Origin of the sequence: Paenibacillus stellifer, assembly GCF_000758685.1 — a bacterium.
Taxonomy (GTDB): Bacteria; Bacillota; Bacilli; order Paenibacillales; family Paenibacillaceae; genus Paenibacillus_AQ; species Paenibacillus_AQ stellifer.
The window spans coordinates 1,004,073-1,030,127 of the sequence record NZ_CP009286.1; the positions used below are offsets into that span (position 1 = coordinate 1,004,073).

At 48.7% G+C, this 26,055-nt stretch carries 28 protein-coding genes; 21 read left to right on the forward strand and 7 right to left on the reverse strand.

What is annotated here, in order from left to right:
* Positions 1-59: 59 nt before the first annotated feature.
* The 11 genes from PSTEL_RS04620 (at position 60) to PSTEL_RS04670 (ending at position 11,255) form a co-directional block, all read left to right on the forward strand.
* Positions 60-347 carry a hypothetical protein gene (locus tag PSTEL_RS04620; protein WP_038693792.1) on the forward strand — a complete coding sequence of 96 codons (288 nt, stop codon included), beginning with the start codon at positions 60-62 and terminating at the stop codon, positions 345-347.
* 99 nt (positions 348-446) lie between these two features.
* On the forward strand, positions 447-1,397 hold the full coding sequence (locus tag PSTEL_RS04625) for a DUF3991 and TOPRIM domain-containing protein (protein ID WP_038693794.1): 951 nt from the start codon (positions 447-449) through the stop codon (positions 1,395-1,397).
* Between the two features lie 141 nt (positions 1,398-1,538).
* Complete coding sequence (locus PSTEL_RS04630) at positions 1,539-4,142, forward strand: DEAD/DEAH box helicase (RefSeq protein ID WP_038693796.1); 2,604 nt, start codon at positions 1,539-1,541, stop codon at positions 4,140-4,142.
* Positions 4,143-4,462: 320 nt separating this feature from the next.
* On the forward strand, positions 4,463-4,846 hold the full coding sequence (locus PSTEL_RS04635) for a plasmid mobilization protein (RefSeq protein ID WP_245625078.1): 384 nt from the start codon (positions 4,463-4,465) through the stop codon (positions 4,844-4,846).
* A 16-nt stretch (positions 4,847-4,862) separates the two neighbouring features.
* Positions 4,863-6,254, forward strand: coding sequence for a relaxase/mobilization nuclease domain-containing protein (locus PSTEL_RS04640; protein WP_038693797.1), 1,392 nt, complete (start codon positions 4,863-4,865; stop codon positions 6,252-6,254).
* Positions 6,196-7,155 (forward strand): PcfB family protein, encoded by a 960-nt coding sequence (locus tag PSTEL_RS04645; RefSeq protein WP_038693799.1) that lies wholly within the window; start codon positions 6,196-6,198, stop codon positions 7,153-7,155. Before PSTEL_RS04640 ends, PSTEL_RS04645 begins: the two co-directional genes overlap by 59 nt.
* Positions 7,152-8,054 (forward strand): hypothetical protein, encoded by a 903-nt coding sequence (locus PSTEL_RS04650; protein ID WP_038693800.1) that lies wholly within the window; start codon positions 7,152-7,154, stop codon positions 8,052-8,054. The genes PSTEL_RS04645 and PSTEL_RS04650 overlap by 4 nt, the downstream gene beginning before the upstream one ends.
* 43 nt (positions 8,055-8,097) lie before the next feature.
* Positions 8,098-8,289 (forward strand): hypothetical protein, encoded by a 192-nt coding sequence (locus PSTEL_RS04655; RefSeq protein ID WP_038693802.1) that lies wholly within the window; start codon positions 8,098-8,100, stop codon positions 8,287-8,289.
* A gap of 28 nt (positions 8,290-8,317) precedes the next feature.
* The gene (locus tag PSTEL_RS04660) at positions 8,318-10,045 is read left to right on the forward strand and encodes a VirD4-like conjugal transfer protein, CD1115 family (protein ID WP_245625079.1); all 1,728 of its coding nucleotides are present in this window, start codon (positions 8,318-8,320) and stop codon (positions 10,043-10,045) included.
* A gap of 17 nt (positions 10,046-10,062) precedes the next feature.
* Entirely contained in the window at positions 10,063-10,350 is a 288-nt protein-coding gene (locus tag PSTEL_RS04665; RefSeq protein WP_235613163.1) for a glutamyl-tRNA amidotransferase, read from the forward strand.
* Between the two features lie 65 nt (positions 10,351-10,415).
* Complete coding sequence (locus PSTEL_RS04670) at positions 10,416-11,255, forward strand: VirB6/TrbL-like conjugal transfer protein, CD1112 family (RefSeq protein WP_038693807.1); 840 nt, start codon at positions 10,416-10,418, stop codon at positions 11,253-11,255.
* Between the two features lie 42 nt (positions 11,256-11,297).
* Here the strand turns inward: PSTEL_RS04670 and PSTEL_RS04675 are convergent, their stop codons facing one another.
* Complete coding sequence (locus tag PSTEL_RS04675) at positions 11,298-11,549, reverse strand: helix-turn-helix domain-containing protein (RefSeq protein WP_038693809.1); 252 nt, start codon at positions 11,547-11,549, stop codon at positions 11,298-11,300.
* A 165-nt stretch (positions 11,550-11,714) separates the two neighbouring features.
* Between PSTEL_RS04675 and PSTEL_RS04680 the strand changes: the two genes are divergently transcribed.
* From PSTEL_RS04680 to PSTEL_RS04695, 4 genes are read left to right on the forward strand one after another with little or no spacing between them, the layout of a single operon-like run.
* Positions 11,715-11,894: a hypothetical protein gene (locus tag PSTEL_RS04680; RefSeq protein WP_038693811.1), complete on the forward strand. Its 180-nt coding sequence runs from the start codon at positions 11,715-11,717 to the stop codon at positions 11,892-11,894.
* 32 nt (positions 11,895-11,926) lie between these two features.
* Positions 11,927-12,262, forward strand: a complete 336-nt coding sequence (locus tag PSTEL_RS28325; protein WP_038693813.1) for a hypothetical protein — start codon at positions 11,927-11,929, stop codon at positions 12,260-12,262.
* 48 nt (positions 12,263-12,310) lie between these two features.
* A complete protein-coding gene (locus PSTEL_RS04690) occupies positions 12,311-12,676 on the forward strand; it encodes a PrgI family protein (protein ID WP_038693815.1) in 366 nt (121 codons plus the stop codon).
* Positions 12,669-14,999, forward strand: coding sequence for a VirB4-like conjugal transfer ATPase, CD1110 family (locus PSTEL_RS04695; protein ID WP_038693817.1), 2,331 nt, complete (start codon positions 12,669-12,671; stop codon positions 14,997-14,999). The genes PSTEL_RS04690 and PSTEL_RS04695 overlap by 8 nt, the downstream gene beginning before the upstream one ends.
* A gap of 350 nt (positions 15,000-15,349) precedes the next feature.
* Here PSTEL_RS04695 and PSTEL_RS04700 read toward each other — a convergent pair whose 3' ends face one another.
* Positions 15,350-15,940, reverse strand: coding sequence for a cupin domain-containing protein (locus PSTEL_RS04700; RefSeq protein ID WP_038700137.1), 591 nt, complete (start codon positions 15,938-15,940; stop codon positions 15,350-15,352).
* Positions 15,941-16,356: 416 nt separating this feature from the next.
* On the opposite strand from PSTEL_RS04700, the gene PSTEL_RS04705 reads away from it, so the two are divergent.
* The 3 genes from PSTEL_RS04705 to PSTEL_RS04715 are packed head-to-tail and all read left to right on the forward strand — an operon-like array spanning position 16,357 to position 18,437.
* Positions 16,357-17,556, forward strand: coding sequence for a chromate transporter (locus PSTEL_RS04705; RefSeq protein WP_038693819.1), 1,200 nt, complete (start codon positions 16,357-16,359; stop codon positions 17,554-17,556).
* 9 nt (positions 17,557-17,565) lie between these two features.
* The gene (locus PSTEL_RS04710) at positions 17,566-17,991 is read left to right on the forward strand and encodes a Chromate resistance protein ChrB (protein ID WP_038693821.1); all 426 of its coding nucleotides are present in this window, start codon (positions 17,566-17,568) and stop codon (positions 17,989-17,991) included.
* A gap of 2 nt (positions 17,992-17,993) precedes the next feature.
* Positions 17,994-18,437 (forward strand): chromate resistance protein ChrB domain-containing protein, encoded by a 444-nt coding sequence (locus tag PSTEL_RS04715; protein WP_038693823.1) that lies wholly within the window; start codon positions 17,994-17,996, stop codon positions 18,435-18,437.
* An 88-nt stretch (positions 18,438-18,525) separates the two neighbouring features.
* On the opposite strand, the gene PSTEL_RS04720 is transcribed toward PSTEL_RS04715, so the two are convergent.
* From PSTEL_RS04720 to PSTEL_RS28660, 5 genes are all read right to left on the reverse strand, one after another.
* The gene (locus tag PSTEL_RS04720) at positions 18,526-19,692 is read right to left on the reverse strand and encodes a Ger(x)C family spore germination protein (RefSeq protein WP_038693824.1); all 1,167 of its coding nucleotides are present in this window, start codon (positions 19,690-19,692) and stop codon (positions 18,526-18,528) included.
* The gene (locus PSTEL_RS04725; protein ID WP_245625080.1) at positions 19,689-21,284 is read right to left on the reverse strand and encodes a spore germination protein; all 1,596 of its coding nucleotides are present in this window, start codon (positions 21,282-21,284) and stop codon (positions 19,689-19,691) included. Before PSTEL_RS04725 ends, PSTEL_RS04720 begins: the two co-directional genes overlap by 4 nt.
* Positions 21,251-22,324: an endospore germination permease gene (locus tag PSTEL_RS04730; protein WP_038693826.1), complete on the reverse strand. Its 1,074-nt coding sequence runs from the start codon at positions 22,322-22,324 to the stop codon at positions 21,251-21,253. The genes PSTEL_RS04725 and PSTEL_RS04730 overlap by 34 nt, the downstream gene beginning before the upstream one ends.
* 136 nt (positions 22,325-22,460) lie before the next feature.
* A complete protein-coding gene (locus tag PSTEL_RS28330) occupies positions 22,461-22,766 on the reverse strand; it encodes a class I SAM-dependent methyltransferase (RefSeq protein ID WP_281176778.1) in 306 nt (101 codons plus the stop codon).
* A 12-nt stretch (positions 22,767-22,778) separates the two neighbouring features.
* Entirely contained in the window at positions 22,779-22,904 is a 126-nt protein-coding gene (locus PSTEL_RS28660) for a hypothetical protein (protein ID WP_281176754.1), read from the reverse strand.
* 473 nt (positions 22,905-23,377) lie between these two features.
* On the opposite strand from PSTEL_RS28660, the gene PSTEL_RS04740 reads away from it, so the two are divergent.
* The 3 genes from PSTEL_RS04740 (at position 23,378) to PSTEL_RS04750 (ending at position 25,713) form a co-directional block, all read left to right on the forward strand.
* Entirely contained in the window at positions 23,378-23,740 is a 363-nt protein-coding gene (locus PSTEL_RS04740) for a Na-translocating system protein MpsC family protein (protein WP_084065378.1), read from the forward strand.
* Positions 23,741-23,853: 113 nt separating this feature from the next.
* Positions 23,854-24,849 carry a sodium-dependent bicarbonate transport family permease gene (locus PSTEL_RS04745; RefSeq protein WP_038693829.1) on the forward strand — a complete coding sequence of 332 codons (996 nt, stop codon included), beginning with the start codon at positions 23,854-23,856 and terminating at the stop codon, positions 24,847-24,849.
* A gap of 183 nt (positions 24,850-25,032) precedes the next feature.
* Positions 25,033-25,713 (forward strand): TerC family protein, encoded by a 681-nt coding sequence (locus tag PSTEL_RS04750; protein WP_038693831.1) that lies wholly within the window; start codon positions 25,033-25,035, stop codon positions 25,711-25,713.
* The last annotated feature ends 342 nt before the right edge of the window (positions 25,714-26,055 follow it).

A 26,055-nucleotide genomic window follows, 5' to 3' on the forward strand; every position in this document is an offset into this window, starting at 1 on the left:
TCAAAGGACGAAACGGACTCCAGCTTTGGGGTCCTTTTCGCATTTCTGGAGGAACGCACATGTTGTATGCCATCCCAAGCGGCGGCGGATGCTTTTGCCCGATTCTACCGCCTATTTGTTACGGAACCGATCCGACCGAGGAGGGAGAAACCGTGCCAGCATTGGAATTGATATCCAAAGGGAAGAACGGATTTGGCGACTCGTATTATTACATCCGTGATTCGAACGGGGTGACCAGTCAAGTCTATGAAAGCGAGTTAGACGCATTCATGAAAAAGAAAGGCGCTACAGAGTTGAGGGAAAGAAGAGCTTATCTGTATCCCAAAAAGAAGGGTAAGGCACGATGAACAAGTGCGGCAGGATGAAAGAAAATCAGCCTTGCGATTAAGAGAAGCAACTTGTAAATATGTCGTTTCTTATTACATTTTCTGAAAGGAACTACGTCAATGAGCTACGTAAGCAAGGAACAAATCGAACGTGCAAAGCAATTGGACCTGCTCACCTATTTGCAATGCTTCGAGCCATACGAACTGGTGCGGTGCTCGCGCAATGCCTATTCGACCCGAACCCACGACAGCCTTAAAATCTCCAACGGTAAATGGTTCTGGTGGTCGAGGGGGATCGGAGGACGTTCTGCGCTAGACTACCTTATTAAAGTAAGAGGCATGTCATTTCCCGATGCGGTGCTGCAAATTGGCGGTAATCCACCCGTTCACATGGCTCCAACTACTCCTGCCATCCAGCAGGATGGTTCAAATACGCGGCTGGAGCTTCCCGAACCGTATGAGACTTCGAATCGCGTCGTCGCTTATCTCTCCAAACGCGGCATTTCTCGCGATGTAATAGATTTTTGTCTCAAAACAGGACGACTGTATGAAAGCCGCCGCTACCACAACGTGGTATTCGTCGGCTTTGATCAACATGGGACTCCACGATATGCGGCGATACGCGGTACGACGAGCACCCGCTATATGGGGGAGGCCACTGGCAGCGACAAGCGGTATTCGTTTGCGATTCCGGCTATGGAATACAGTACGGAGTTGCACCTGTTTGAGAGCGCCATTGATCTGTTATCTTACTGCACGCCGGAGCATCTCGCTGGCCGCGATTGGCGGCAGACGCATAACCTATCACTGGCTGGCATTTATAGGCCTAAAGCAGTTGAAGCGCAAAGTATTCCGCCTGCCGCTCTAGTACAATACTTGCGGAGCTTTCCGCAGGTGAATCAACTAATACTGCATTTGGACAATGATGAACCGGGGCGGTTGGCGGCGACAACGATTCACCATCAACTTTCTTCAGTACTTTCTATTTATGATAAACCTCCCAAGAATGGTAAGGATGTAAACGAAGAGTTAATGGGCTTTCTTCGCCAAAACAAATACCGTTCTAGGTAATAATCGAGCTTTCTAAATGATGAATCTGATCGTTTTCGAAGGTAATATCTTATTTGGAACTCTAGCTAGTATTTGCTGTTCATAGAAAGCTCTTTTTGTATATAATTAACAGTATAAATTTCCGGAAAAGGGGTTTGTACTATGGGGTTCAAATCAAGGTATCAAGGACATTCTGAAATAAAGAGTCCGGAGTCTCTTTTTTATGATCTACGAAATCGAAAAGTCGAAGGTCTATTAGCCCATCAGGCTGACGTATTACGCGTTTATAACGAAAAGTTAGAATCCCCCGACATTGCTATGGAACTCCCAACAGGAAGTGGGAAAACTTTGGTCGGCCTACTCGCCGGAGAATACCGGCGCATTACACGGCAAGAACGAGTTGTATTTCTGTGTCCCACACGGCAGCTTGTGCACCAAGTTGTTGAGGAAGCCAAGCATAAATACGATATTCATCCAATTGCGTTTACAGGATCACAAAAAGATTACTTGCCTAGCGACAAATCCAAATACAACGATGGTGAAGCAATTGCGGTTACAACGTACAGTAGCCTATTTAATACGAATCCTTTTTTCCATAATCCACAGTTCATCATTCTTGATGATGCGCATGCTTCAGAAAATTACCTAGTGAAGTACTGGTCATTATCCATTTCTCGATTCAATCATGAAGCTGTGTATAGACAATTACTAGAGATTATTAAAGATGGTCTCCCACAAGAGCAGTACCAACGGATGACCACGGACTCTCCTTCACCTTCAGATCGATCATGGGTGGAAAAGCTCCCTACTCCTTATTTTGTTGAGCGAATTAATAAAATAATACCGTTTCTGGACCAATTCACTTCAGGTATTAGGGATCTCATGTACACTTGGAGTGTTATCAGAGATCACCTTAAATCATGTCATGTTTATCTCAACTGGAGTGGCATATTAATTCGCCCGATAATTCCGCCATCTGAAACACATCGTCCTTTTTCGATGGCAAAACAGCGTCTCTATATGTCTGCGACACTGGGACTTGGCGGTGAACTTGAACGTATCACAGGACGAAGAAAAATTGAGCGTATTAAAGCACCCGAAGGATGGGAGAAACATAGTGTTGGACGTAGATTGTTCTTTTTTCCTGGAACTGCATTAAAAGAGGAAGAAAGTAGCCTTGTGGCAGTCAAGTTGGCTCATGAATCACCACGAACATTATTGCTAGTACCCGATGATCAAACAGCCAATAACTGGATCGAATTTTTTGCTAATCATACAAACAAAAACGTATACCAAGCAGAGGATATAGAAAAAACAAAGGCAGGTTTTATCGGTGATGAAAATGCTGTTGCTATTTTGGCAAATCGCTATGACGGCATAAACCTAGCAGGTGATGAATGTAGGCTTGAAATTATGTTAGGATTGCCCACGGCAGCTAATCTGCAAGAAAGGTTTCTGGAAACCAGAATGGTAGCAAGTATCCTCTTACAGGATCGAGTTCGTACGAGAGTTGTGCAAGCCATAGGCCGTTGCACAAGAAGCGCTACCGATTACTCCGCAGTATGTATTTTAGGGGATGATTTGCAGGATCGCTTATTACAGAAAGAAAACCTAAGGCTCTACCATCCCGAGCTTCAAGCTGAACTAACATTTGGAAATGAGGAATCCAAACAGACTCAATCAGTGGATGAATTTGTTGAGTTGTATCGATACTTTCTAAATCAGAGCAGTCCGGAATGGCGCAATGCAGATAAAGAAATTATTGCGAGACGTAATGATGCCAATCAAACGCCAGATCCTCTTATGAAGGTACTGGAAGATGCGGTAACGTTTGAACTTGATTACCAGCAGGCAATCTGGGCAGGTAATTATGTTGGTGCTCTTGAGAAAGCGAATAGAGTTGCGAGCTTGCTAAGTGGGGATGAACTCAAAGGTTATCGTGGATTCTGGTATTATCTTGCAGGTAGTGCTGCATGGCTTGCTGGAACATTGAATCTAAACACTAACGATTATTCATCCATTTCTCGTCAACGTTTTCAACAAGCTGCGGCGTGTACATTATCGGTTACTTGGTTAAGAAACTTGGTGGAATCCGAATCAGCTTCTGGGCAACAAATCGTAGACGATCCTTATCTTCCATTTATAATCGAGAGATTAGAAATGGAACTAACTACTATGGGAACGACCAGTGATGCAAAGTTTGAAAAGCGAGTTAAGAATATACTTGAAGGAATTAGCAATAACACCGATGGCAATCTTTTTGAACGTGCACATGAAGATTTAGGGAAATTACTCGGATATCTCGCAGGAAACTCTGACGAAAGGACAGCGCCTGACCCTTGGTGGATAGCAGGTAATAATTTTTGTTTAGCGGCTGAAGACTACACAGAAACGGACGGAACAAAACCTATTCCTGCATACAAAGTTCGACAGGCGAACGACCATCCTACGTGGATTTCACGCAAAGTTGAGGGGCTTTCAGCGAGTACGACATATGTTCGTGTTATCATCACTCCTTCAGTTACTGTAGAAGCCAGTGCTCTGAATATCGCCCAGGATATCGCTTACTGGAATCAATCAGATTTCGTTCAATGGGCGCACAAAGCCGCTCAGGTATTACGTACTTTACGTCTTGATTTTACTGGTGTGGGGAATGAGAATTGGAGGGTGAAAGCAATGCATGCTTACCGAGATGCAGGACTTGATCCTACCTCTATCCAGAAACTTCTTGCGGCATCTCCCCTTACAAAATTAAAATCACAATGATCGTAACTAGTCATTATGACGTCGGTGTATTGTTAAGATGAAAACGGACTATGAAAGGCGCTGAGTGAATCGGCGTCTTTTTTTGTTTTCAGGGGTCTCCTCTTTATTCCCGGCAGGTGCCTTTCAGGGCGACGCGAGACGAATGTCTCGTGTTGCAGCAAGCACTGAATTTGGTCTCCCAAATTCGCTTGTTAGGGGCAAGCCCCTAATACCCCTACCTCAACAACACGCTGTTTTATCAAGAATATAGGTTCCAACAATGACCGGTATTTTTCAGAAACGGCAGAAGCCATTTTGCATTTTCATTCGGGCCATTTCTTTTGAAGAAAGAAGTGAAAATGATGAGAAGACGAGCGGTTCGCATTCAGGTATGGGTGAACAATGATGAAAACGCAAGACTCCAAGCGAGTGCGAAAAAATCCGGACTTTCACAGGAAGGTTATATTCGATCTCTGATTAATGGCTATGTCCCGAAGGCGATGCCGCCACCGGACTATTTCGCGCTGATGCGTGAGCTGCACGCTATTGGCAATAACCTTAATCAATTGGCCGCGAAGGCCCATGCGACCGGTCATCTGGATCGAACAGCATTTCAGCAGGAAGCAGACCACTTGCGCCGCGCTGTCCAGCAGATTCAGCAGGCCGTGACAGCACCGGAACCAAGAACCGAGCCGCAAGGAAATCCTAACGTACATCCACCGTGAAGGGGACACAGCACACATGGCGACAACCGCAATATGGGACGTTACCGACCGCCTCAAGCGCGTGCTGGATTACGCGACTAATCCTGAAAAGACTGATGAAAGGCGCGTCGAGAATGAGGGTTTGCAGCAGGTGCTCGCCTATACCAGCGCGGATGCCAAAACGGAAAGGCAGCTTTACGTGAGCGGGATCAATTGCGATCCTCTTACCGCTTATGAGCAAATGCAGCGAACCAAACGACAATTTCAAAAGACCGATGGCATTGTGGCTTTTCACGGGTATCAGGCGTTTGCACCGGGCGAAACGACGCCGGAAATGGCGCATGCCATTGGCGTCAAGCTGGCGCGGGAGCTATGGGGAGAGCGCTTTGAGGTCATTGTATCGACCCATTTGGACAAGGAGCATTTGCACAATCATTTCGTACTTAATGCGGTGTCGTTTCTGGACGGTAAGCGCTACTACGATAACAAAGCCTCTTACGCTCTTATGCGGCAAACATCCGATCGACTGTGCCGGGAGCATGCCTTATCGGTGATCGAGCAGCCGGAACCGGGCAAGACCAAGCATTATGGCGAGTGGCGAGCGGAACAGGAAAACAAGCCGACCTGGCGCGGCTTGATTCGCGAGGACATCGACGCCGCTATCGTCGCTGCCATGACGATGACGCAATTCTTCGCGATCCTTCAAAAGCAGGGTTATGAAATGAAGTCGACCGTAAAGCATTTGGCTGTACGCCCGCCGGGCAAAGAGCGGTTTGTTCGATTGCGCAGTCTTGGCGACGAATACACGGAGCATGCGATAAAGCAACGCATTCTGCAAAACCAGTTACCGCAGCGTCAGCCACCAGTGCCGTTGCCGCGGCGCAGGCGAGCCGTCATCGTTCGCAGCACCCTACACATCGGACGTAGATTTAGTGGTCTGCAAGCCTTGTATCTGCGTTACTTATTCAAGATGGGTATTCTACCCCGTTCCCGCGTGTCCCTCAAACGGACGTCTTTTTTATTGCGTGAAGACTTGCGACACCTGACGGCCATCACGGAGCAAACCAAGCTGTTATGTCGCCATCGCATTTCCAGTACGGCGCAATTGACAGCTTATCATGCTGGGCTGCAAGCGGAGTTGAAACAAGGATACGGCTCCCGCAAAATACTGTACAACCGGCTTCGCCGCTGCCAACATCCCGAGCAAATCGAGTCGTATAAATCGCAAATCGCCGAGCTTTCCCGTCAGCTTGCGAAGCTCCGAAAGGAGGTGAGGCTTTGTACGGGCATTCTTGCCCGATCCGACGAACTGGTAAACAAGCTGCAACGTAACGAGGAAGACCAATCGACACGAAGGGAGGCAAATGTCCATGAGCAGCGGAACCGAGGCGGCCGATCAGGTCGTCAGCATGAGTCTCCGTGGCATTGAAGTCATGGCGAAAATTTCCGGCGAAGGCGCGAAGCATCTGGCCGTTTATTTGTTCGCCGCCCTGCAAGGGCAAAAGCGAACAAGAGGCCGCATTCGTCTGGAAAGCTTGCTGCGCAGCGGCAAGGAACTGAAGGTGTTTGCAGTACGAAATGAAGACTTGCCGACTTTTTGCAAAGAAGCTAAGCGGTATGGTGTCCTCTATTGCGCGCTGCGTGACAAGAAAAATGTGGACGGGCTGTGCGACGTAATGGTGCGGGCCGAGGATGCGTCCAAGATCAACCGGATCGTTGAGCGCTTCAAGCTGGCGACCGTAGATACGGCCAGTATCAAGCAGGAGATTGTGAAGTCCCGCAGCGAGAAGCAGTCGGACGAGAGTAAAGGGGCGGTGCAAGAGCTGGAGCAAGTCTTGGCAGGGCCCGAGGGTGGGACCAGCGAATCTCCGGCATCAAACGAGGGGGCAGTGAACGAAGATTTTTTGGACGAACTGCTGGGAAAGCCCGAACCGCCGGAGGGGGTTCCTCCGGTAAACGAGCAGCAGGGAACCGATCATCCGGCGGTCGAGGAGCGGGAGGCCGAGCGAACGGAACCGGATCGTCCGCTTCCCCTCCCGCCGACACAGGAGGAGAGGACAACGGAACAGTCCTCTCCGTCCGCGCCTACCTCCGGGCGCAGCGCGGCATACGAAAAGGTTACGATTAACCCCGAAAAGCCAAAGGAAAAAGTGTCCGTCCGCCAATTGCTGCGTGAAATTCGGGAGGAAAACCGGGCAGCAGAGACAAGACGGCGGCAACGGGAGCAGGAGCCGCCGTTGCCTAAGCGCAGAGATCGCGGGAAGGCGGCGTCCAGCAGTAAAGCGTCCGTCCCGACGACAGGGAGTCGAAAGCGAGGGAAATCGAAATGAGCGAACTGGACGAGTTATTCCAGCCTCAAGTCACTACTACCTCCGCTCAGCGTGAGCAGCCGTTCGACAAAGAAGCGTGGGCGCAAAAAAAGCAAGAACTGCGGCAGTGGACGTATGAGACGATTGACGCTACCACAGCCGCCATTGCGCAAAACGGCGAACAATTTCAGCATTATCTGGACGTACAAAGCCGTTTTGATCTCTACAGCGTCGCTAATGCGCTGCTTATTCTGGTGCAGCGCCCGGATGCCACCCGCATTGCCGATTTTGATAGCTGGAAGGAACAAGGCGTCTATATCCGTCGCAAGGAAACCGGCTTTTACATCATGGAGCCAGGTGAGGAATACAAGCGGGAAGATGGGAGTACCGCGATCAGCTACAACCCCAAGAAGATGTTCGACGTTGCGCAAACAACCGCGCAGAAAAAGGAGCCGCCAATCTACCCGGATGATCGCACACGCATAAAGGCGTTGATGGACCGCTCACCTGTGCCGATTACGATTGGAGATGCCCTGCCTGCGGAAGTACATGCGCTTTATCAGCCGGATACGCGAAACATCGTGATACGCCGTGGACTTGGGGCCGGTGATATTTTTCGAGCACTCGCACAGGAACTGGTGCATGCGGAAATCGATCGCGGCCATAACAACTACAGCCGTTCTGATACTAACTTTCAAGCTTACTGCGCCGCGTATATGCTTAGCAAAAAGTTTGGCGTCGAGACGGCTTCCTTTCGCTTTGGCCGGGTGTCCGAACGGCTCAAGGATATGGAGCCGCAGCAAATCCGCGCCGAGCTGACGGTGATGAAGGATGCGGCGCACGACATTTCCCGTCGTATGCACCGTATGCTGGCCCAGCAGCGGCAGCAGCAACCGAGTCGAAGCGATTCGGCCCGTTAATGGCGCATGGAGCTACCTTCATTTTTTCTTGGGAGGAAGGACGATGAAAGAGGAAGAACGTATTCTGAGCATGGATCATTACGAGCATGGCATTGTCATCAACGCCTTGAATGCGCTGCGCAACGATTTGATCGGCAAGCAGCGGTCGACCGATCCTGTTGACGATTTACTGCTGAAAGCGATTGACGCCCCATATCGAAAGATAAAGCGCCGGAGTCATCATGCGGCGCGCTGAAACCGCAAGGAGTAATCTTTTACTCTTTGTGGTTTTTTATATTCCGGTCGTATGGGCGGCGCTGCTTGCCGCTCCTGCTTTGTCCAAGGGATTACCCGTACTTCTGCTGTATCTCAGCGAAGCGATCTATCATCCCTTTCAGATTCAATGGGCCGATGATACGCCACGAAGCTTGTTGCTGTTTACGCTCATTTACGCCGTTTCGGTCGGCATCTATTTGGCGTCGCCGCGCAACTATCGGCGGCGCGAAGAGCACGGCAGCGCGCGATGGGGCAAAGCCAGACAGATTCATTCAAAATACCGAAGCAAACAGCCGGAGCAAAACAAAATATTGACACAGCAGGTTCGCATCGGCTTGGACGGCCGCAAGCACCGCCGAAACCTGAACGTTCTCGTCGTGGGCGGCTCCGGGTCCGGCAAAACGCGGTTTTACGCCAAGCCGAACGTGATGCAGGCGCATACGTCCTTTGTCGTGCTCGATCCCAAGGGCGAGATTTTGCGCGATACCGGGCATCTGCTCAAGTCCAAAGGCTACGATATCAAGGTGCTGGACCTAATCAATCCGCACCGTTCGCATGGCTACAATCCCTTTGCCTATTTGCAAGACGACAAGGACGTTCTCAAACTGGTCACCAATCTAATTCGCAATACGACACCGAAGGGCAGTAATACAAACGACCCCTTTTGGGAGCGTTCCGAGACAGCTTTGCTGGAAGCGCTTGTGCTGTACCTTCTATATGAAGCGCCGCCCGAGGAGCAAAATTTCCCAATGGTCATGGAAATGATTGCTGCTGCGGAGGTGCGGGAGGAGGACGAAACGTACCAAAGCCCGCTCGACGAGTTGTTTGAAAGGCTGGCCATGCGCGACCCGGAGCATTTGGCCGTCAAGCAGTACAACATTTTCAAGCTGGCGGCGGGCAAGACGGCCAAGTCCATTTTAATTGGCCTCGGCGTTCGGTTGGAGAAGTTCAACTTGCATTCGATTGCGGGGATGAGCATGTTCGACGAAATGGAACTGCCTGTTATGGGTGAGAGGAAGACAGCGATGTTTGCCGTCATTCCCGATAACGACAGTAGTTTCAACTTCATTGTCGGCATGCTGTATACGCAGCTTTTTCAATGCCTGATGTACGAGGCGGACTATCGGCATGGCGGACGTCTCCCGATTCATGTTCACTTTGTCATGGACGAGTTCGCCAATGTGGCGCTTCCCGACGAATTTGATAAGCTGCTCTCCACGATGCGCAGCCGGGAAATTTCCGTCTCCATCATTTTGCAAAATTTAGCGCAGCTCAAGGCGCTGTACAAGGACGCATGGGAATCGATTGTGGGCAACTGCGATGAATTTTTGTACTTGGGCGGCAACGAACAGTCCACCCACAAATACGTCTCCGAGTTGCTCGGCAAGGAAACGATTGACACCAATACCTACGGCCAGAGCAAGGGGCGAAGCGGCAGTTATTCGATCAATTACCAGCAGTCAGGCCGTGAATTGCTCACGCCTGATGAGGTGAGGTTGCTGGATAACCGCTATGCCCTGCTCTTTATCCGTGGCGAACGTCCAGTCCAGGACGACAAATATGATTTGCTAAGGCATCCCCACGTCTCGCTCACGACAGATGGCAACGGTCTTCCCTACCAGCATGGCGGAACGGAACAGGCTCTGGATTGGCGATCCGTGTTCCTCCATGAAAACGGGGATTACGAGCTTCTGTCGGAAGAAGAAGTGGAGGCGCTATTTTTACGAGGGGAATGATGAACTTGAAATTCAAAATGAAACGGCTGCTGGCCCTGTACGTCATGCTGATCTTAACGGGAACCGTATTCATCTCTACCGCTTATGCAGAGGGCGATCCGATGACGACAATCAACAACCTATCCACCTTCATATTCGGTTTAATCCGTGCGATCGGCATGATTATTCTCGGTTTTGGCATTGTTCAGATTGGGTTGTCGCTAAAGTCTCATGACCCGTCCCAGCGTGCAAACGGGTTTCTGACGCTCGCTGGAGGGGTCATTATTACGTTTACGAAGGAAATTCTTACCCTGATTGCCGGATGAGCTTGAAGCTTTGCATAAGGGGGCGGACGATTCGTCTGTTCCCCGTTTACGGAAGGGGTGAGAATATGGCAAAAAACAGTTGGGTTATCGACAATCTCGAAAATGCCTTGGATACCTGGAACGATAAGATGAATGAAATCTGGCACCTTGTTACCCAATCGCCAGTGGATTTCAAGGGCGGCGGCGTATGGCGTGTGATTATCGATATTCACGGTGCGCTGCAAGCTACGGGACTGGCGCTTTTGGTCTTGTTTTTTGTGATTGGCGTTGTGAAGATGACCGGCAGTTTTGCGGAAGTGAAAAAGCCGGAGATGGCCGTAAAGCTGTTTATCCGCTTTGTGCTAGCGAAAGCGGTCGTAACCTATGGGCTGGAGTTGATGATGGCTCTATTTACGATTGTACAGGGGATCATCTCGACGATGATGGGACGTTCCGGGTTCGGAACGTCAGAGGCAATGGCCTTGCCGGATACGATTGCGCAAGCGATTGAAGACGTTGGCTTCTGGCAAAGCATTCCGCTGTGGATCGTCACCATTCTTGGTAGTCTGTTCATTACAGTACTATCCTTTGTGATGATCCTTTCGGTGTATGGGCGCTTTTTCCGTATCTATTTATATACGGCAATTGCCCCCGTTCCGCTGTCCGCATTCGCGGGGGAGCCAAGCCAAAACATCGGCAAGTCGTTCCTGAAAGGATACGCGGCAGCTTGTCTGGAAGGCGCGATTATTGTACTGGCGTGCATCATCTACTCCGCCTTCGCCACCGCTCCCCCGGCTGTCGATGAGGGGGCAGGTGCGGTCACAATGGTATGGACCTATATCGGGGAACTCATTTTCAACATGCTCGTTCTCGTCGGTACGGTGAAAATGGCGGATCGCATCGTGCGCGAAATGATGGGACTGTAACGCCGCAACACCTTCGCGCATCTTCTTCATTCGTTGATTGGCTTATTCCGACGCTTCGCCCAGCAGTTCTCGCACAGACACGTCCAGCGCTTTGGCGATCGCCACGACTTCGTAATCTTGGACAAGTCGGTATTGCCCTTCCAGCCGTGACAGACTGGTCGGGCTGATATCGAGCCCCACCGTTTGCAATCTGGCGAGAAATTCTTTCTGTTTCATCTTCTTCGCTTTGCGAAGGGCGACGACACGGGTTCCGATTATATTTTTGTCGCCCGGCGGTTCTTTACGATGCTTCATGGACATGCACCCACCTTACAAGCCAAATTGTACGTGAGTGCATCGTTGTTTTAATGCGAAACTCGAATTAAAATAAAATAAACCGATTTTCGCATTAAAATGGAGGGCATTCAACTTGTCAGTCATCGTAAGACACCACTCCACGCAGACATGGAGGGCTAACCGATGAATCGATTACTGGCGCAATTGGAAGCGGAACGCCGAAGATTAAACGAACTTGGGATCGAATCGTTAGAAAAAGGAATCCCTCTGGCTGAAAATGAGGCGGTTCAGGCGCAAAGCCGAACGATCGATCAATTGATCGTCCGACTGCATGAAAAGAACGCTGGACGCGGGCAGCATTAGCGATAACGCAGAGGCGAAGGAGGAAGAAGGCGATGGTATTCCCGTCTTGGTTTCAACAAGCGATTCAGCGGAGATTGGATCATGTCGCGGCTCAACTTGAAAGAGACCCCGAACTGAACATGTATCGCAAGGAAGAGAGTAGGGCTAATCAAGCGATGGTCGATTGTAGCGGCAACATGCCCCACCCGGTGTTTCTGGAATGGGAGGACAAGGCTCATTTAACACGGGCGATGGAAAATGAACGCATGTATTTGCAAGGCATGCGGGATGGCGCGCAACTGGTCATGGCGCTGCTGACCGATCCTCTTCCCGCCGATGAATCGCTCTCAACATCGAAAAAGTCGGCATCATGCAAATCGGAGGGCTAAGACAAGCGGCAGCCGAATCGGAACACCTCAAACGGAGGATGTGGTTAAATGGAAGTGAAAATTAACCGGGAAATCCGGGACTATACGGAAAGCTTGTTCTTCGGACTGTCCTTGCGGCAGTTCTTTTTTTCTGTTCTGGCGGTCGCCGCGGCGATTGGACTGTACTTCGGGCTGCGCAGTCATTTCGGGCTGGAAACGCTCAGTTGGATGTGCATTTTGGGAGCGGCCCCTTGTGCCGCGCTCGGATTTATCCGCTATCACGGTATGACGGCGGAGCAACTATTGTGGGCATATGTGAAGTCGGAGTTCCTGATGCCAAGGCGGCTCGTTTTCCGCTCGACCAACATGTACTACGAAGCGCTGAAAGGAAGACTGCACAAGCACGAGCAAGAAAGGATGAAGCGCAATGATTAAGACGCTCAAGCGCACCATGAAGCAGGACAAGGAACGATTCGTTATCCCGAAAAGCGTGCAACAAGCGATCCCGATTCGCGTCATCTGGCTGGACGGGATTTTTGCTGTCGGTAACAAATTCTCGAAGTCGTTCCGTTTCGCGGACATCAACTACGCTGTCGCATCGCGAGAGGACAAGGAGACGATGTTCCTCTCCTACTCCGAACTGCTCAATTCGTTTGACAGCGGCGCGACGACGAAGATTACGATTCACAATCGTCGGCTTAATCAGGCAGATGTGGAACGTTCTGTTTTCATTCCGCTCCAGCACGACGAGCTGGATGCGTATCGGCAAGAGTACAACGATATGTTACTGGGCAAAGCGACAGGCGGCAACACCAATGGAACGATTCAAGAGAAATACATCACCATTTCCGTCTTTAAAAAGAACGTGGATGAAGCCCGCCATTACTTCGCGCGGGTCGGCACGGAGTTGACTGCGCATTTCTCCCGTCTCGGTTCGAAATGTACCGAACTTGATGCGACTGACCGCCTGCGTATTCTGCATGACTTCTTTCGGATTGGCGAGGAAGCCGATTTTCGATTTGACATGCAGGAGATGATGCGCAAAGGGCACGACTTCAAAGATTATATTTGCCCGGACACGTTCGAGTTTGCAAAAGATCATTTTCGGATGGGCCATTACTACGGTCGGGTCATCTTTCTCCGCGATTACGCCAGCTACATCAAGGACAGCATGGTAGCCGAACTGTGCGACTTGAACCGCAACTTGCTGCTGTCGCTTGATGTCATCCCGATCCCGACTGATGAAGCTGTCCGCGAGGTGGAAAACCGCCTGCTCGGCGTGGAGACGAACATTACAAATTGGCAGCGGCGGCAAAATCGCAACAACAACTTTTCTGCTGTCGTCCCTTACGACATGGAGCAGCAGCGCAAAGAGAGCAAAGAATTTCTCAGCGACCTGACCACGCGCGACCAGCGGATGATGTTCGGACTACTTACGATGGTGCATGTCGCGGACAGTAAAGAACAACTCGATAGCGATACGGAGACATTGCTCACTACGGCCCGCAAGCATTTGTGCCAGTTTTCCACGCTCTCTTATCAGCAAATGGAAGGTCTGAATACGGTGCTGCCGTATGGGTTGCGAAAGGTTCATGCTTTGCGGACGCTCACGACCGAAAGTACGGCTGTCTTTATCCCGTTTCGGGCGCAGGAGATCATGCATCCAGACGGCATTTATTACGGGCAAAACGTCATCAGCAAAAATATGATCGTCGCCAATCGAAAGCAACTGCTGAACGGAAATAGTTTTATCCTTGGCGTATCCGGTTCCGGCAAGAGCTTCACCGCGAAGCGAGAAATCGTCAACCAGATACTGGCGAGCGATGACGACATCATCCTGATCGATCCGGAACGCGAGTATTCGGCGCTGGTGAATGCGCTGGGCGGCGAGACGATTCATATCTCAGCGACTTCGCCGAACCATATCAATGCGATGGATATGAACCGGGATTATGGCGACGGAGCCAATCCAATCATTCTTAAATCGGAATTCGTCCTATCGTTGTGCGAGCAGTTGATCGGAGGACATCAGCTTGGAGCCAAGGAGAAGTCGCTCATCGACCGCTGTACCGCTGCTGTGTACCGCAAGTATTTGCAGAGCAACTATAAGGGACAGCCGCCGACATTGCAGGATTTTCGCGCGGAACTGCTCAAGCAAGCAGAACCGGAGTCGCAGGACATCGCGCTAGCCATCGAACTGTTTACCTCTGGCAGTTTGAATACGTTCGCCAAGCCGACTAACGTCAATGTTCATAATCGGCTCATTTGCTACGATATTCTTGATCTTGGCAAACAGCTTCTTCCGATGGGCATGCTGGTGGTACTGGATAACATCCTGAATCGGATTTCGCAAAATCGTGCGAGAGGCAAAAATACGTTCATTTTCATCGACGAAATTTATCTATTGTTTCAACATGAATACAGCGCCAACTTTCTGTTCACGCTCTGGAAGCGAGTCCGAAAATATGGCGCTTTTTGTACGGGGATTACACAAAATGTGGACGACCTGCTGCAAAGTCATACGGCCCGCACCATGCTTGCGAATAGTGAATTTATTGTCATGCTGAATCAGGCCAGCACCGACCGGATGGAACTTGCAGAGCTTCTCAATATTTCCGACCCGCAACTCTCCTATATCACTAATGTTGACGCCGGGAATGGTCTGATGAAGGTCGGCAGTTCCCTTGTGCCATTTACTGACAAGTTTCCGCCACACACAAAATTGTATAGCTTAATGACAACGAAGCCTGGGGAGTAATCACAGCAGAAGGAGGCTGATTGCTGCAACAAGATCAGCCGCTTCTGCACTAAACCTTTTTCTCCGTCAGCAATAGGAGGAACGTCACGCTGAGTGGGCCTCAGCCCTTGATGTATAAGGGTTTCTGTGATAAAATTACCGCACTAATCTTTGACCAGTAACATCAAACCTTGACTTTTTCAACCCAACTTTCTTTACCTCACTAAACCTAAGATTAGCGCGGTAAATAGATTGACGCGGCTCGTGTTGGTGTGTCGACACTGAATGAATTAGGTTTACACGGATCTCAGCACATAGTGTTGATCGACGCTAGGAAGGACAATAAACCATCTGCGTCGACAGCTTAATTACTAACGTAGATGATCATGGGACGCCATTGCGTCCGCTTTCGCTGCATGAATGGTACCAAACGGATGCTCCGGGGGCGCATAAATGACGTAAACTTTTAACGACTTATCTCCGGTATTAGTTAGATTATGCCACTTTCCGGCAGGGATCATAATTGCATAATCATCAAAAGCAGTTGCTACGAAATCTAAACTATCTTTGGAATCCCCCATTTGAACGAGTGCTTGCCCCTCTTCGATTCGAATGAATTGGTCCGTAGCAGGATGTACCTCTAAACCTATGTCTCCCCCAACTGGAATGCTCATCACGGTGACTTGGAAATGTTCCCCTGTCCACAAAGCGGTACGGTACGTGTTGTTCTGTTTCGTTACTTGATCGATGTTGACTACAAACGGCTCTCTTCCGTGGTCCTTAATTACCTGACCATGCAACGAACCAAACCGCTCATAGCTATAGTAGGACGGATACAATGGCGGGTAACCCATAACGTAATATGTGTGAAATCGATAAGGCTGATAGGGTTGCCAAGGGTAATAAGGATACGATGGGCTTACGAAGGCTTGAGGCAAAGGTAAAGCATTCATCTTTTTCATTCCCTCCATAATTAAGTACTCCATCGTATGCCTAGTTCTAGGAGGCGGTACCTTGACCTAGGGGGAATGTACTTTGTTGTTGCCGCTCAGTTTCCCTGTCGGGGAACGAGCGGGTTGTTCTTACCAAGATTGGACGGTGACAGGAGACAATGAATGGCGAAAGCGAAAATAAAAGGAAGACGTTATGGGTTGCCGCCTCGTCTTCCTTCCACACAAAGCTTTCGCTCACAACAAGCGTGGTGGAAAAGCATACAAATGAATTCGACAGGATGAGCTCAAATCCATTGTTTCTATGCGGTTTTTTTGCGAGTATTCGAGCGCTCAGCAAACCCTAAATATCCAAGAAACTATTGCTCAAACACGCTTTTCCATGTACAATGTAACCATTGTTACATTGATGCGGGGAGGCAAACTTCATGTCAGAATCGTCTTTGGAGAAAGGAGTACCACAAGAGGAAACAACCCCGTATACGCTTTGGCAGTTGGTATTGTATTTTCTGAAGCTGGGAACCATCGGTTTTGGCGGACCGGTTGCGCTCGTCGGGTATATGTTTCGCGATCTCGTTGAAAGGCGAAAATGGATATCGAACAATGATTATAAAGATGGACTCGCTCTTTCACAGCTTGCTCCCGGTCCTCTGGCCGCACAACTCGGGTTTTATCTTGGGTACGTTCATTACGGGGTATTAGGTGCGACTTTGGTCGGGCTCGCGTTTGTGCTGCCGTCTTTTCTGATGGTTGTCGCTCTTGGCTGGGCGTATCAGGCTTTTGGGGGATTGGCCTGGATGCAGGCTGTATTTTATGCGGTAGGCTCCAGCGTCATTGGGATTATTGCTTTTAGTGCGTATAAACTTACGAACAAGTCAGTCGGCAAGGATAAGCTGTTGTGGGCGATCTTTGTTATTGTGGCCGCATACACGGTTTGGACGGAATCGGAAGAGATTCTCATGTTCATCGGTGCCGGGTTGCTCTATTGGTTCATAAAATCGCCTCCGAAATGGGTCAACAAAACGAACGCATCCATTGCAGCCTTAGCATCAGATCCGGTTGGTCAAGTCGCCGCAGCAGCCGTGGCATCGGACTCGAGCACGCTATGGAATATACTCTTCTTCTTTGCGAAGGCGGGTGCATTCGTATTCGGCAGTGGACTGGCGATCGTGCCGTTCTTGTATTCCGGTGTCGTGAAGGAGCATCAATGGCTTACCGATAATCAGTTCCTTGATGCGGTGGCTGTGGCCATGATCACCCCGGGACCGGTTGTCATTACGACGGGTTTTATCGGTTATCTCATTGCAGGTTTCTCAGGCGCGTCTATCGCCGCGCTAGCAACGTTCCTTCCGGCGTACTTGCTGACGATCATCCCGGCTCCATTTTTCAAAAAATACGGAAAACGACCGGGAATCGCCCATTTTGTCACCGGCGTAACGGCAGCAGCGACTGGGGCCATTACGGGTGCTGTCATCGTACTTGGCAAACGTTCTATTGTAGACATTCCCACATTATTTTTCGCTGTGGCAGCGTTACTCCTTTTATGGCGGGTGAAAAAGGTATCCGAACCGGTCATTGTCCTAGGCGCGGCGATTCTTGGTTTAATCGTGTATCCACTTATGCATTGAGGTGATCGGATGAAGCAATGGGTGCTGCTAATTTATAAGATTCCGTCAAAACCTACATCCAGCCGTGTGTATATATGGCGAAAGTTAAAACGATTGGGCGCTGTTTTATGGCATGATGCTGTCTGGATTCTTCCAGCAACCCCTAAGACAATGGAACATCTTCAATGGCTTGCGGCGGAAATCATGGAGCTAAAAGGCGAAGCCCAAGTTTGGAAGGCCGATACTCTCTTATTTGGACAAGAAGAATCACTGATCCATCAGTTTAAAGAGCAAGCGGATGAAACTTACAAGGGTATTTTAGAGGAATTATCAAAGCCGGGAGCGGATTTTGCCGTTTTATCGCGAATGTATCAGCACGCAGTACAACAAGATTTTTTTCAATCCGAGGCAGGCAAGCAGGTTCGTGAATTACTACTGCAGGTACGAGGTGGTTAAGTATGAAATGGGTAACATGGGAAAATGTTGGTGTCGACCGTATGGCCTGCGCTTGGCTGATCAGGCGGTTTATTGATGAAAATGCTCAATTTCTCTTCGTTCCTGCGGGTTCCGACCAACTTCCGCAAGATGCTGAAGGGTTTGATATTCCCGGCACCCCATACAGTCATTACCGTGGCCATTGCAGCTTTCATACGTTGCTGCATTCGTTTGGTTTGAAAGATCCGGTCTTGCACCGACTCTCCCGAATTGTCGACGAAGCAGATACACTCCAAGAGATCATGCTAGAGCCGATTGCTGCCGGATTAGATGCAATATGCCAGGGATTAAGGATGACAAGTGACAATGATCATGAGGCGTTAGAGAAAGGATATATGATCTGCGAGGCCCTCTATGTACAACTGGCTGTTGAAGATCTTCCAGCGCCCGGGAGAAGCCGCGTATAAGCCGGCATGACAACGAGGTTATGATCGAAGCCTAGCCTTTGTCTCTGCGTCCTGGTAAAACGCTCCATGTGCTGCCGCTGACTTCTGGTTATTTATCCTCATCTTTTTGTTTTTGCGGCACAAACTTATATTCGCCCGTATCATTGAAATGAATATTGATTTTCAAATGACGAATTGCGTCATTATGAAGAACGAATGAATGGTCATCGGCCATCTGTTGCCATACACGCGGATTGGATCGATACAGGGTATCTCCCAGGTTCAACACGTCGGTATGGATGCGGATACCTTCGCGAAAAACATGAAGGATTTGACCTTCCAAAAGTTTTGTATATCGTTCCATCAACTCATTTTCCGTCATGGCTTCGCGCAGTTCGACAAGATACGCGTCCAATGTAATCGTCATGTCAAAATAGGCTTTGTCCCATTTCGCCTGAGGTCGAATATGGATGCGCGGTTTTTTAAACAGCATGACGGCCGATATATCATCGTCGGCCAATAAAGCGACGGGATAGCTTTGCGTCTTTGGATTCACCCATTGCCAGCCCGTCAGATCGGTTCGACTGATCCAGCCGTTCCATCGTTTCGTTTGGAACAGATCCGCGCCATCAATTTCCAAAAGCTTCATGTTTTTACCGTTCTCTCTCCAAAAAGCGGCGTTAAATGTCAATGACGGCAAATAACTTGACCTGGCCTTATCTTTTAATGAACGTATAAATTGATACAAGCGGACGGGGGAAATCGAGGAGTTTTGGCGATACTGTTCTTTCGGTTCATGCAACAGGGTGTAAAGCGGAGAAAATTTGAAAAAGGTTTGGGCTTTGAAGATATCTTCGATATTTTCTTTTGTGCTGAATATCCATGTATTGTACCGTATTTCTTTATAGCGATTCGTAAACTCCAGAAATTCCAGATGTTTGTCTGCCTTCAATACATTTTCGGTAACAATGATCGTCGATACCTGTTCCCAAAAAAGCTGTTGTTGAGCTGAAGCTTGCAGTTTGTTGGCCGCATCCCAAGCGCTTTTCCCCGCCGCTTTCCCCACATATACGGTTGGTTTTTTTGTTTTTGCCTGCCCTTCCAATTTGGCTGCATCCGAAAAGTCTAACATCTGAGCATAAAGAACAAACTCTCCATCCTTGTAGTCGGCTCCAATAGCCGTAACATAATGGATCGTTTGGATTTCTAACGAGCCCCAGCATCCTGTCGTCAGAAGCAAGCTCGCTCCCGCGACCAAGATTAAAATCGCCTTCATGATGAGTCCTCCTCTGCTTTCCGGGTTGAATCTTGCGTATTCACGGTATTCGGACGTTTCCGCCGCCAAGCCCATGGTAGATTGAACAGGGCGTGAGGCAAGTCTGCCCTGTCCAGCGGCGACAAAGGAGATAAATAAGGCAATCCGAAAGACTGCAGGGTGGAAAGATAGGAAAGCAGCAATACCACTCCGCAAAAAAAACCGTATAAACCGAAGGCGGCAGAAACAAAGAAAATGCCAAATCGCAGTATACTGACCGTAGCATTCAACGAATGATTTGGCACCATAGAGCCGAATACATGGGTAACAGCGCCAATAACCAGAACACTGGGCGACATAAACCCTGCCCGAATCGCGGCGTCGCCAATAATCAATCCTCCTACGACAGTCATCGTTTGTCCTAACGAAGCAGGCAACCGCGCTCCCGCCTCACGAAAAGCTTCCAGGAAAATCAGCGTCAGAAACATTTCTTGAGCGACAGAGAATGGGAGGCCCAGCCGCTGCACCGCAATGGTAGCCAATAGCAACACAGGTATTTGTTCGATGTGAAAGCTTAGCAGCGCAGTCCATAGCGCGGGCAATAACAGAGCTATCAAAAGCCCGACGATTCTGAGCCCACTTGCTACAGCAACGCTCAGCGCGGGATAATGGATATCTTCCGCGGTCTTCAACAGTAAGAAGACGTCGGCCGGCGCAATCAGGGCGCTGGGCGTACCCTCCGTCAGAACGACGCAACGACCGCTCAGCAGCGAGGCCACGGCGAAATCGGGCCGTCCTGTATAGGCCATCATCGGGAATATGGATTTCGGAGTCGATAGCATTTCTTGCAGCTGCCCGGCGCTGCATATCCCGTCATATTTGATACCCTGCAGTTTCGTTCGAAGATTGTCAACCAGCGCCGCGTTCGCAACATCTTGCAAATAAAGCAATCCGATTCGGGTTTGCGTGCGCTGTCCGACCGTTACCTGTTCATAACATAAGGAGCCTGTTCTCATGCGCTTGCGAATTAAAGCGACATTGGTCGCAATCTCTTCCACAAAACCGTCTTTAGGACCTTTGACCGACACCTCGATACTGGATTCTTCCGGTTTTCGCTGAGGCACTTTGGCCATATCCCATGCATACACGCACTGTTGAACAGGCGTAAAAATAATGAGTTTTCCATCCAGCACATGCTGTACGATTTGCCGTCTCAACATCAGCCCGTCGCCCGTTACCTTCTCTAGCGGCAGCTCATCATTGCGGGTCATGGAGTCGCCATTGAAGCCTGTTGTTCTAAAGAGCCGCCTTAAACGCGGCAGAACGATGTCTTTCCATTCCATTGGATCCGTCAACCCCTCGCAATAAAGCAATAAAACAGAGGAGTTCGGATTCTGCCTGTCACACAGGCAAGAAACAGATTTGACATCGGCGGAATGTTGAAATAAACCGGTGATCTCCTGTTCGGTCAAGCCCAGGTCATTCGCGCAAGCATCGTTGGAATGCCCGATTCGCTGTTCCGCAGGCAACGAAGCAGATGGATAAGACCGCTTTCGGAACCATTGCATCAACCAGTTCTTCATGATCCCCTCATCCTCCATCTTGAAATCCATGTTTTTCCCGCAAACAAGAAGGTGAGTCCGATCACCAGGACGAAGGTGGATGGGAAATACATCGTTTTTAGAAATTGCAAAAACCGCACGTCGCTTATCGGCGCCAAAATGGCAATAAGCAGAGTTCCGGTCGCAAGCAGCAGAAGCGGCGTTCTGTTTTTCGGTTTCCACACATCCGCAATGATGAAGAGGGAAAGCGAAAGGCGAATGAATTCTCCGGATACCCACTGATAGATTGCAAAAACATCCAAATGCTCTATGTACTTTCCCAGTTCGAGAACACGCCACTGTTCAAATGCCGGATATCTCTGTAAAGCAGCTTCCTCTGCCCCATAAATCGAAATCGCTCCCATTAAAGGGCCTATTGTCAATCCGGCGAGCGAAAAAATCATGAACAGCACGCCGGCGAATGAAGGGCGATGGATCAGACGATGTTGAAAAAAAAGAAGAAGCACAAGCTCGAAAATTCCGCTCGCCGCATATAGGCTGCCCCGCCAAACGGGAGCGAATCCATCGGCAAGGAGGGGGAGAACCAGACTGTAGTCTTTATGCTTGAAGTTGAAGGTCATAACAAATACTCCGAGAATCACCACAAATGGCAGCAAAATACCCGACGTAATCGCGATGGAACTAAGGCCCCTGGTTGCAAGAAAGAAACAGCAGGCTAATGCGAGAAGAGCAAGCACGTATCTGGGTGTATGCGGCATATAGGTCGAATGGGTCCATACATTGAAATTAAAGAGGGAAACGTAACCCTGCAGCCATATGTAGATGCTGACTGCCGCAAGGATAATGACGGATAAGCCTTTGCCGAAATGGTGCTGCAACCAATCACGGAACGGCTGTTGACCCTTGTGTTTCATGATATAGACTAGGCACGCCCCCCAAACAGGCAACAATGCCAATACCATCCCAACGGAGACTACAGCATCTCTTCCCGCTGCGTCCAACAATATGGGAATCAAGATCACATGATTGAGAAGGCCGATCGAAAGTAAAAGAATGGAGTAACCTTGCAACGCAGAAATATTATTTTGCATTTAATCGTCACCTCCCGATCATCGCCTGACATTTTGTCCATGAAATCGTCGGAATAAACGCGATCATGATCATGCCCGATGCGCCTGATAAATATCAAATCCTTCGAATCAGCAGTTGACAAATTACCGCTCTAGCTTATGTTATGGATTTGAGACTTGCCGAGAAAAACAACTCATGATACAAGAAACATTTTCGAAATCGGTCGATGACTTGGGTGTGATATCCATTGTCTCGAAACAATTGAAGGTATCCGACTTCATTACGGATATAGTTCCCATTGTCATACAAATTCATAAACCAATTGGATACCGGTTTGTTCTTGCATATGCAGGGTTCCATCACGATAATGGTTCCGTCCGGTTTTAAAATTCGCTTAAATTCCTTCATGTAATTTCCAATTTCATCAGACGAAATATGATGCAGTACAGCGATGATGAGAATGTAATCGACAGACTAATTTTCGACGGGCAGCTTGTTGTTTGCCAGAACATGGAACGTATGGTTCGGAAACAGACGCTTCGCATAATCAATCCGTTTGGCGTCCGGGTCAAATCCGCGATACTGGTTCGGCTGAAACATCGAACAGTTGGCTCCCGTACCCGAACCAAAGTCCGCTACCGCTTTTCCGTTAAATCGAAACCGGGATTGAACGCGATCGTGGATATATATTTTGGTAAACCATTTCGGACGTACAAACCAATGATAAAACCGGGGCGAAAATAAAGTGTTAAAGGAGATCACCGTCTTTCCTCTAAGAAGTCAATCGAGAATAGTTTTACCATTCGAATCGGAAAAAATACAAAAAAATGAATTGCCATTGACAGAGAGGAACGGAGTTATGTATACTAAATGTAAGGTTCAATCATAAAATGAACGATCTTCAAACAATTTTGCCGACTCGTTGCTTTCGCATGCTGTTATGTGCAATGACAGGATGAAAAAGTAATTTCATTTTGCTAAATAAGTTGAAGATAAATCGGTATGTTCATTGGGATCACATTCGCCCATATGAAGTACCGTTTTTTATTGGAGGGATTGGAATGCTCCGTTCCATGTCAAAAGGGGAATTGGAAGACAAGATAAGCAGAATTTTAACGCAATGGGAGAAGGAATATTTGGGACGGGGGTCGGTATTGGTCAAAACGGACATCATGCGCAATATGATTATTGTGGGACTTAAAGGGATATTAACTCCCGCTGAACAAAAATTGGCCGGGACATCGGAGGGTATGCTGTCTGTGAAGCGCATCAGGGCAGATTTGGTGGAATCGGGAAGAGAACAGCTTGGAAAGATGATCCTTGAGTTGACGGGGGAACAAGTCGTCAGCTTCCACACCGATATCAGCACGCGTACGGGGGAAAGAGTAATGGTGTTCGTGCTCTCCGATAATCTGGAGAATAAATTAATTGGATAATGCGTATTGGCAGATGAATCGAAAGATCCGAGAGGATCCGTTGAAGATAAGCCGGTAATTCAGGACACCCTGAAGTTACCGGTTATTTTTTTGCGAGGAGTTGAATTTGCATCATGTTCGATATCGTTGTCGGGAATTTATTGTCCCCAATTGTACTTTTTTTCGTATTGGGGCTGACCGCCGCATTTTTCAAGACCGATTTGAAATTTCCAAACGATCTAAGCGAAGCCCTCAGCATCTATTTGCTCATTGCCATCGGCGTCAAAGGGGGAATGGAATTGTCGCATTACTCGTTGGCGGTATTGGTGCGCCCCATTATGGGGGGAGTCATGCTTGGGATACTCATTCCTGTTGTAACACTGTTGATTTTGTCAAGCAGATTTATGAAAATGGATTTAAAAAATTCTGTCGCCCTGGCAGCTACATACGGCTCCGTCAGCATTGTGACTTTTGGGGCGGCCCTTGCGTTTTTGGAAGAGAAAAGTATCGGGTATGACGGATTCATGAGCGCGCTCGTCGTCATCATGGAGAGCCCTGCTATCATTGTTTCGTTAATGCTCTTGAGAATTGCGGAGAGAAACACGTCACAAAAGGCATTGTCCTTGTATACCATCAAATCTCTGTTCGATAAATCAGTCTTGAAGGAAGGTCTCCTCGGAAAGAGTGTGTTCCTTCTGCTCGGTAGTTTGCTCATCGGTTTGGTCGTTGGGGAATCAGGCCAACCGCTGATCGAGTCCCTTTTTGTTGATTTATACCCCGGTATTTTAATGCTTTTTTTGTTGAACATGGGCATAATTGCCGGACGCCGTCTTCCGGAAATAGGAAAACAGGGAGTCAGGCTGTTTCTATTCGCTGTCATGATGCCCATTATGTGGGGAAGCTTAGGAGTTTTGGCAGGTTCGCATATCGGGTTGTCCGTCGGAAGCGCCACACTCATGGGAGTTTTGGCCGGGAGTTCATCGTATATAGCCGCGCCTGCGGCGATGAGAGGCTCCGTACCGGAAGCCAATCCGTCCATTTATTTGGGACTATCCCTTGGAGTTACGTTTCCTTTCAATTTAATTGCCGGGATACCCTTATATTTTTATCTTGCTCAATGGATGAACTAAGCGGGATCAAATCCATTTTTGTCAACGTCATATGGTGCAGGCATACTGAATAAGGTAGGTGTCATTGGCAAACGTTAAGTAGCAGCGAGCAACGGAGGAAAGCACGCGATTCTCAAGGTCGCAAATTTTAAATGAAGGTCATTTGTTGGTTGGCAAGTATATCTTAAAAGGAGTTGGCGGAAAATGGATTTCTTTACTCCGGAATTTTGGACGGCATTATTGGCCATTGTCATTATCGATCTGGTTTTAGCTGGCGATAATGCGATTGTTATAGGCTTATCTGCAAGGAATCTGCCTAGAGACTTACAAAAAAAAGTTGTTTTTTGGGGAACTTTCGGGGCAATAGCGATTCGTTCGCTGCTAACTTTGATTGCCGTCTGGTTGCTAAAAATTCCTGGCCTCCTCCTGATTGGCGGAGTGCTTCTGATTTGGATAGCCTATAAACTTCTTGTGGAAGAGAAGAAACATGATGTAAAATCCGCTGGCAATTTGTTGTCGGCAATAAAGACAATTGTCATTGCAGATACGGTAATGGGAATGGATAATGTACTTGCCGTAGCGGGGGCAGCGCACGGTAACTTTATTTTGGTTGTAGCAGGATTACTGATTAGTGTTCCAATAATTGTTTGGGGAAGCACCCTCATAATAAAGTGGGTTGAACGTTTCCCGATTATTATTTACATCGGTTCGGGTGTATTGGCTTGGACTGCATCGAAGATGATTGTCGATGAGCCGATTATAAAGGAATTTTTTGCAGTAAATCCATGGATGCAGTGGGGACTGAGTTTCGTTATTGTAATTGGTGTTTTATTATTAGGGAGAATAAAATTAAAAAACAAAAAAATGCAATCTGAAAAAGTATAGGCTCATTGTTGTTTCAAGGACATCTGTAGTAAGTTTCCGGCACAAAAAAGCACTGCCGAACCAAGCTTGGAAAAAGCATCATCGCACCATAGCCGAGAACAGGTGGGTCCGTACCAAATCGCCAAGGAGAGGTGGGCATGGATCCGAAGACGGTGGGCAAGTACATGGAGCAGGAGGACTTTCCCCCAAAGGCGCCGTCCATAGAGCAGCGAGCCTTCAAGCTCGTCCGTACATAGCGACCATTGAGGCAAGCCGACTTCGGCGAATGCGACGGCATTCTGAACGGCGTTCGTGCCTCTGTCAGGGGCTCATGCTCATCTTCCATCGCGCCGGCGGCGTACC

Excerpts from the sequence above, each read along its gene's own strand:
- PSTEL_RS04725 (WP_245625080.1), bottom strand. The coding sequence starts at position 21,284 with ATGGATTTCAAGATGGAGGATGAGGGGATCATGAAGAACTGGTTGATG.
- PSTEL_RS04625 (WP_038693794.1), top strand. The coding sequence starts at position 447 with ATGAGCTACGTAAGCAAGGAACAAATCGAACGTGCAAAGCAATTGGAC.
- PSTEL_RS28325 (WP_038693813.1), top strand. The coding sequence starts at position 11,927 with ATGGTATTCCCGTCTTGGTTTCAACAAGCGATTCAGCGGAGATTGGAT.
- PSTEL_RS04695 (WP_038693817.1), top strand. The coding sequence starts at position 12,669 with ATGATTAAGACGCTCAAGCGCACCATGAAGCAGGACAAGGAACGATTC.
- PSTEL_RS04640 (WP_038693797.1), top strand. The coding sequence starts at position 4,863 with ATGGCGACAACCGCAATATGGGACGTTACCGACCGCCTCAAGCGCGTG.
- PSTEL_RS04670 (WP_038693807.1), top strand. The coding sequence starts at position 10,416 with ATGGCAAAAAACAGTTGGGTTATCGACAATCTCGAAAATGCCTTGGAT.
- PSTEL_RS04665 (WP_235613163.1), top strand. The coding sequence starts at position 10,063 with ATGAAACGGCTGCTGGCCCTGTACGTCATGCTGATCTTAACGGGAACC.
- PSTEL_RS04690 (WP_038693815.1), top strand. The coding sequence starts at position 12,311 with ATGGAAGTGAAAATTAACCGGGAAATCCGGGACTATACGGAAAGCTTG.
- PSTEL_RS04715 (WP_038693823.1), top strand. The coding sequence starts at position 17,994 with ATGAAATGGGTAACATGGGAAAATGTTGGTGTCGACCGTATGGCCTGC.
- PSTEL_RS04740 (WP_084065378.1), top strand. The coding sequence starts at position 23,378 with ATGTCAAAAGGGGAATTGGAAGACAAGATAAGCAGAATTTTAACGCAA.
- PSTEL_RS04710 (WP_038693821.1), top strand. The coding sequence starts at position 17,566 with ATGAAGCAATGGGTGCTGCTAATTTATAAGATTCCGTCAAAACCTACA.
- PSTEL_RS04680 (WP_038693811.1), top strand. The coding sequence starts at position 11,715 with ATGAATCGATTACTGGCGCAATTGGAAGCGGAACGCCGAAGATTAAAC.
- PSTEL_RS04655 (WP_038693802.1), top strand. The coding sequence starts at position 8,098 with ATGAAAGAGGAAGAACGTATTCTGAGCATGGATCATTACGAGCATGGC.
- PSTEL_RS04745 (WP_038693829.1), top strand. The coding sequence starts at position 23,854 with ATGTTCGATATCGTTGTCGGGAATTTATTGTCCCCAATTGTACTTTTT.
- PSTEL_RS28660 (WP_281176754.1), bottom strand. The coding sequence starts at position 22,904 with ATGTTTCAGCCGAACCAGTATCGCGGATTTGACCCGGACGCCAAACGG.
- PSTEL_RS04650 (WP_038693800.1), top strand. The coding sequence starts at position 7,152 with ATGAGCGAACTGGACGAGTTATTCCAGCCTCAAGTCACTACTACCTCC.
- PSTEL_RS04700 (WP_038700137.1), bottom strand. The coding sequence starts at position 15,940 with ATGAAAAAGATGAATGCTTTACCTTTGCCTCAAGCCTTCGTAAGCCCA.
- PSTEL_RS04630 (WP_038693796.1), top strand. The coding sequence starts at position 1,539 with ATGGGGTTCAAATCAAGGTATCAAGGACATTCTGAAATAAAGAGTCCG.
- PSTEL_RS04705 (WP_038693819.1), top strand. The coding sequence starts at position 16,357 with ATGTCAGAATCGTCTTTGGAGAAAGGAGTACCACAAGAGGAAACAACC.
- PSTEL_RS04730 (WP_038693826.1), bottom strand. The coding sequence starts at position 22,324 with ATGCAAAATAATATTTCTGCGTTGCAAGGTTACTCCATTCTTTTACTT.
- PSTEL_RS04620 (WP_038693792.1), top strand. The coding sequence starts at position 60 with ATGTTGTATGCCATCCCAAGCGGCGGCGGATGCTTTTGCCCGATTCTA.
- PSTEL_RS04675 (WP_038693809.1), bottom strand. The coding sequence starts at position 11,549 with ATGAAGCATCGTAAAGAACCGCCGGGCGACAAAAATATAATCGGAACC.
- PSTEL_RS04720 (WP_038693824.1), bottom strand. The coding sequence starts at position 19,692 with ATGAAGGCGATTTTAATCTTGGTCGCGGGAGCGAGCTTGCTTCTGACG.
- PSTEL_RS04750 (WP_038693831.1), top strand. The coding sequence starts at position 25,033 with ATGGATTTCTTTACTCCGGAATTTTGGACGGCATTATTGGCCATTGTC.
- PSTEL_RS04645 (WP_038693799.1), top strand. The coding sequence starts at position 6,196 with ATGAGCAGCGGAACCGAGGCGGCCGATCAGGTCGTCAGCATGAGTCTC.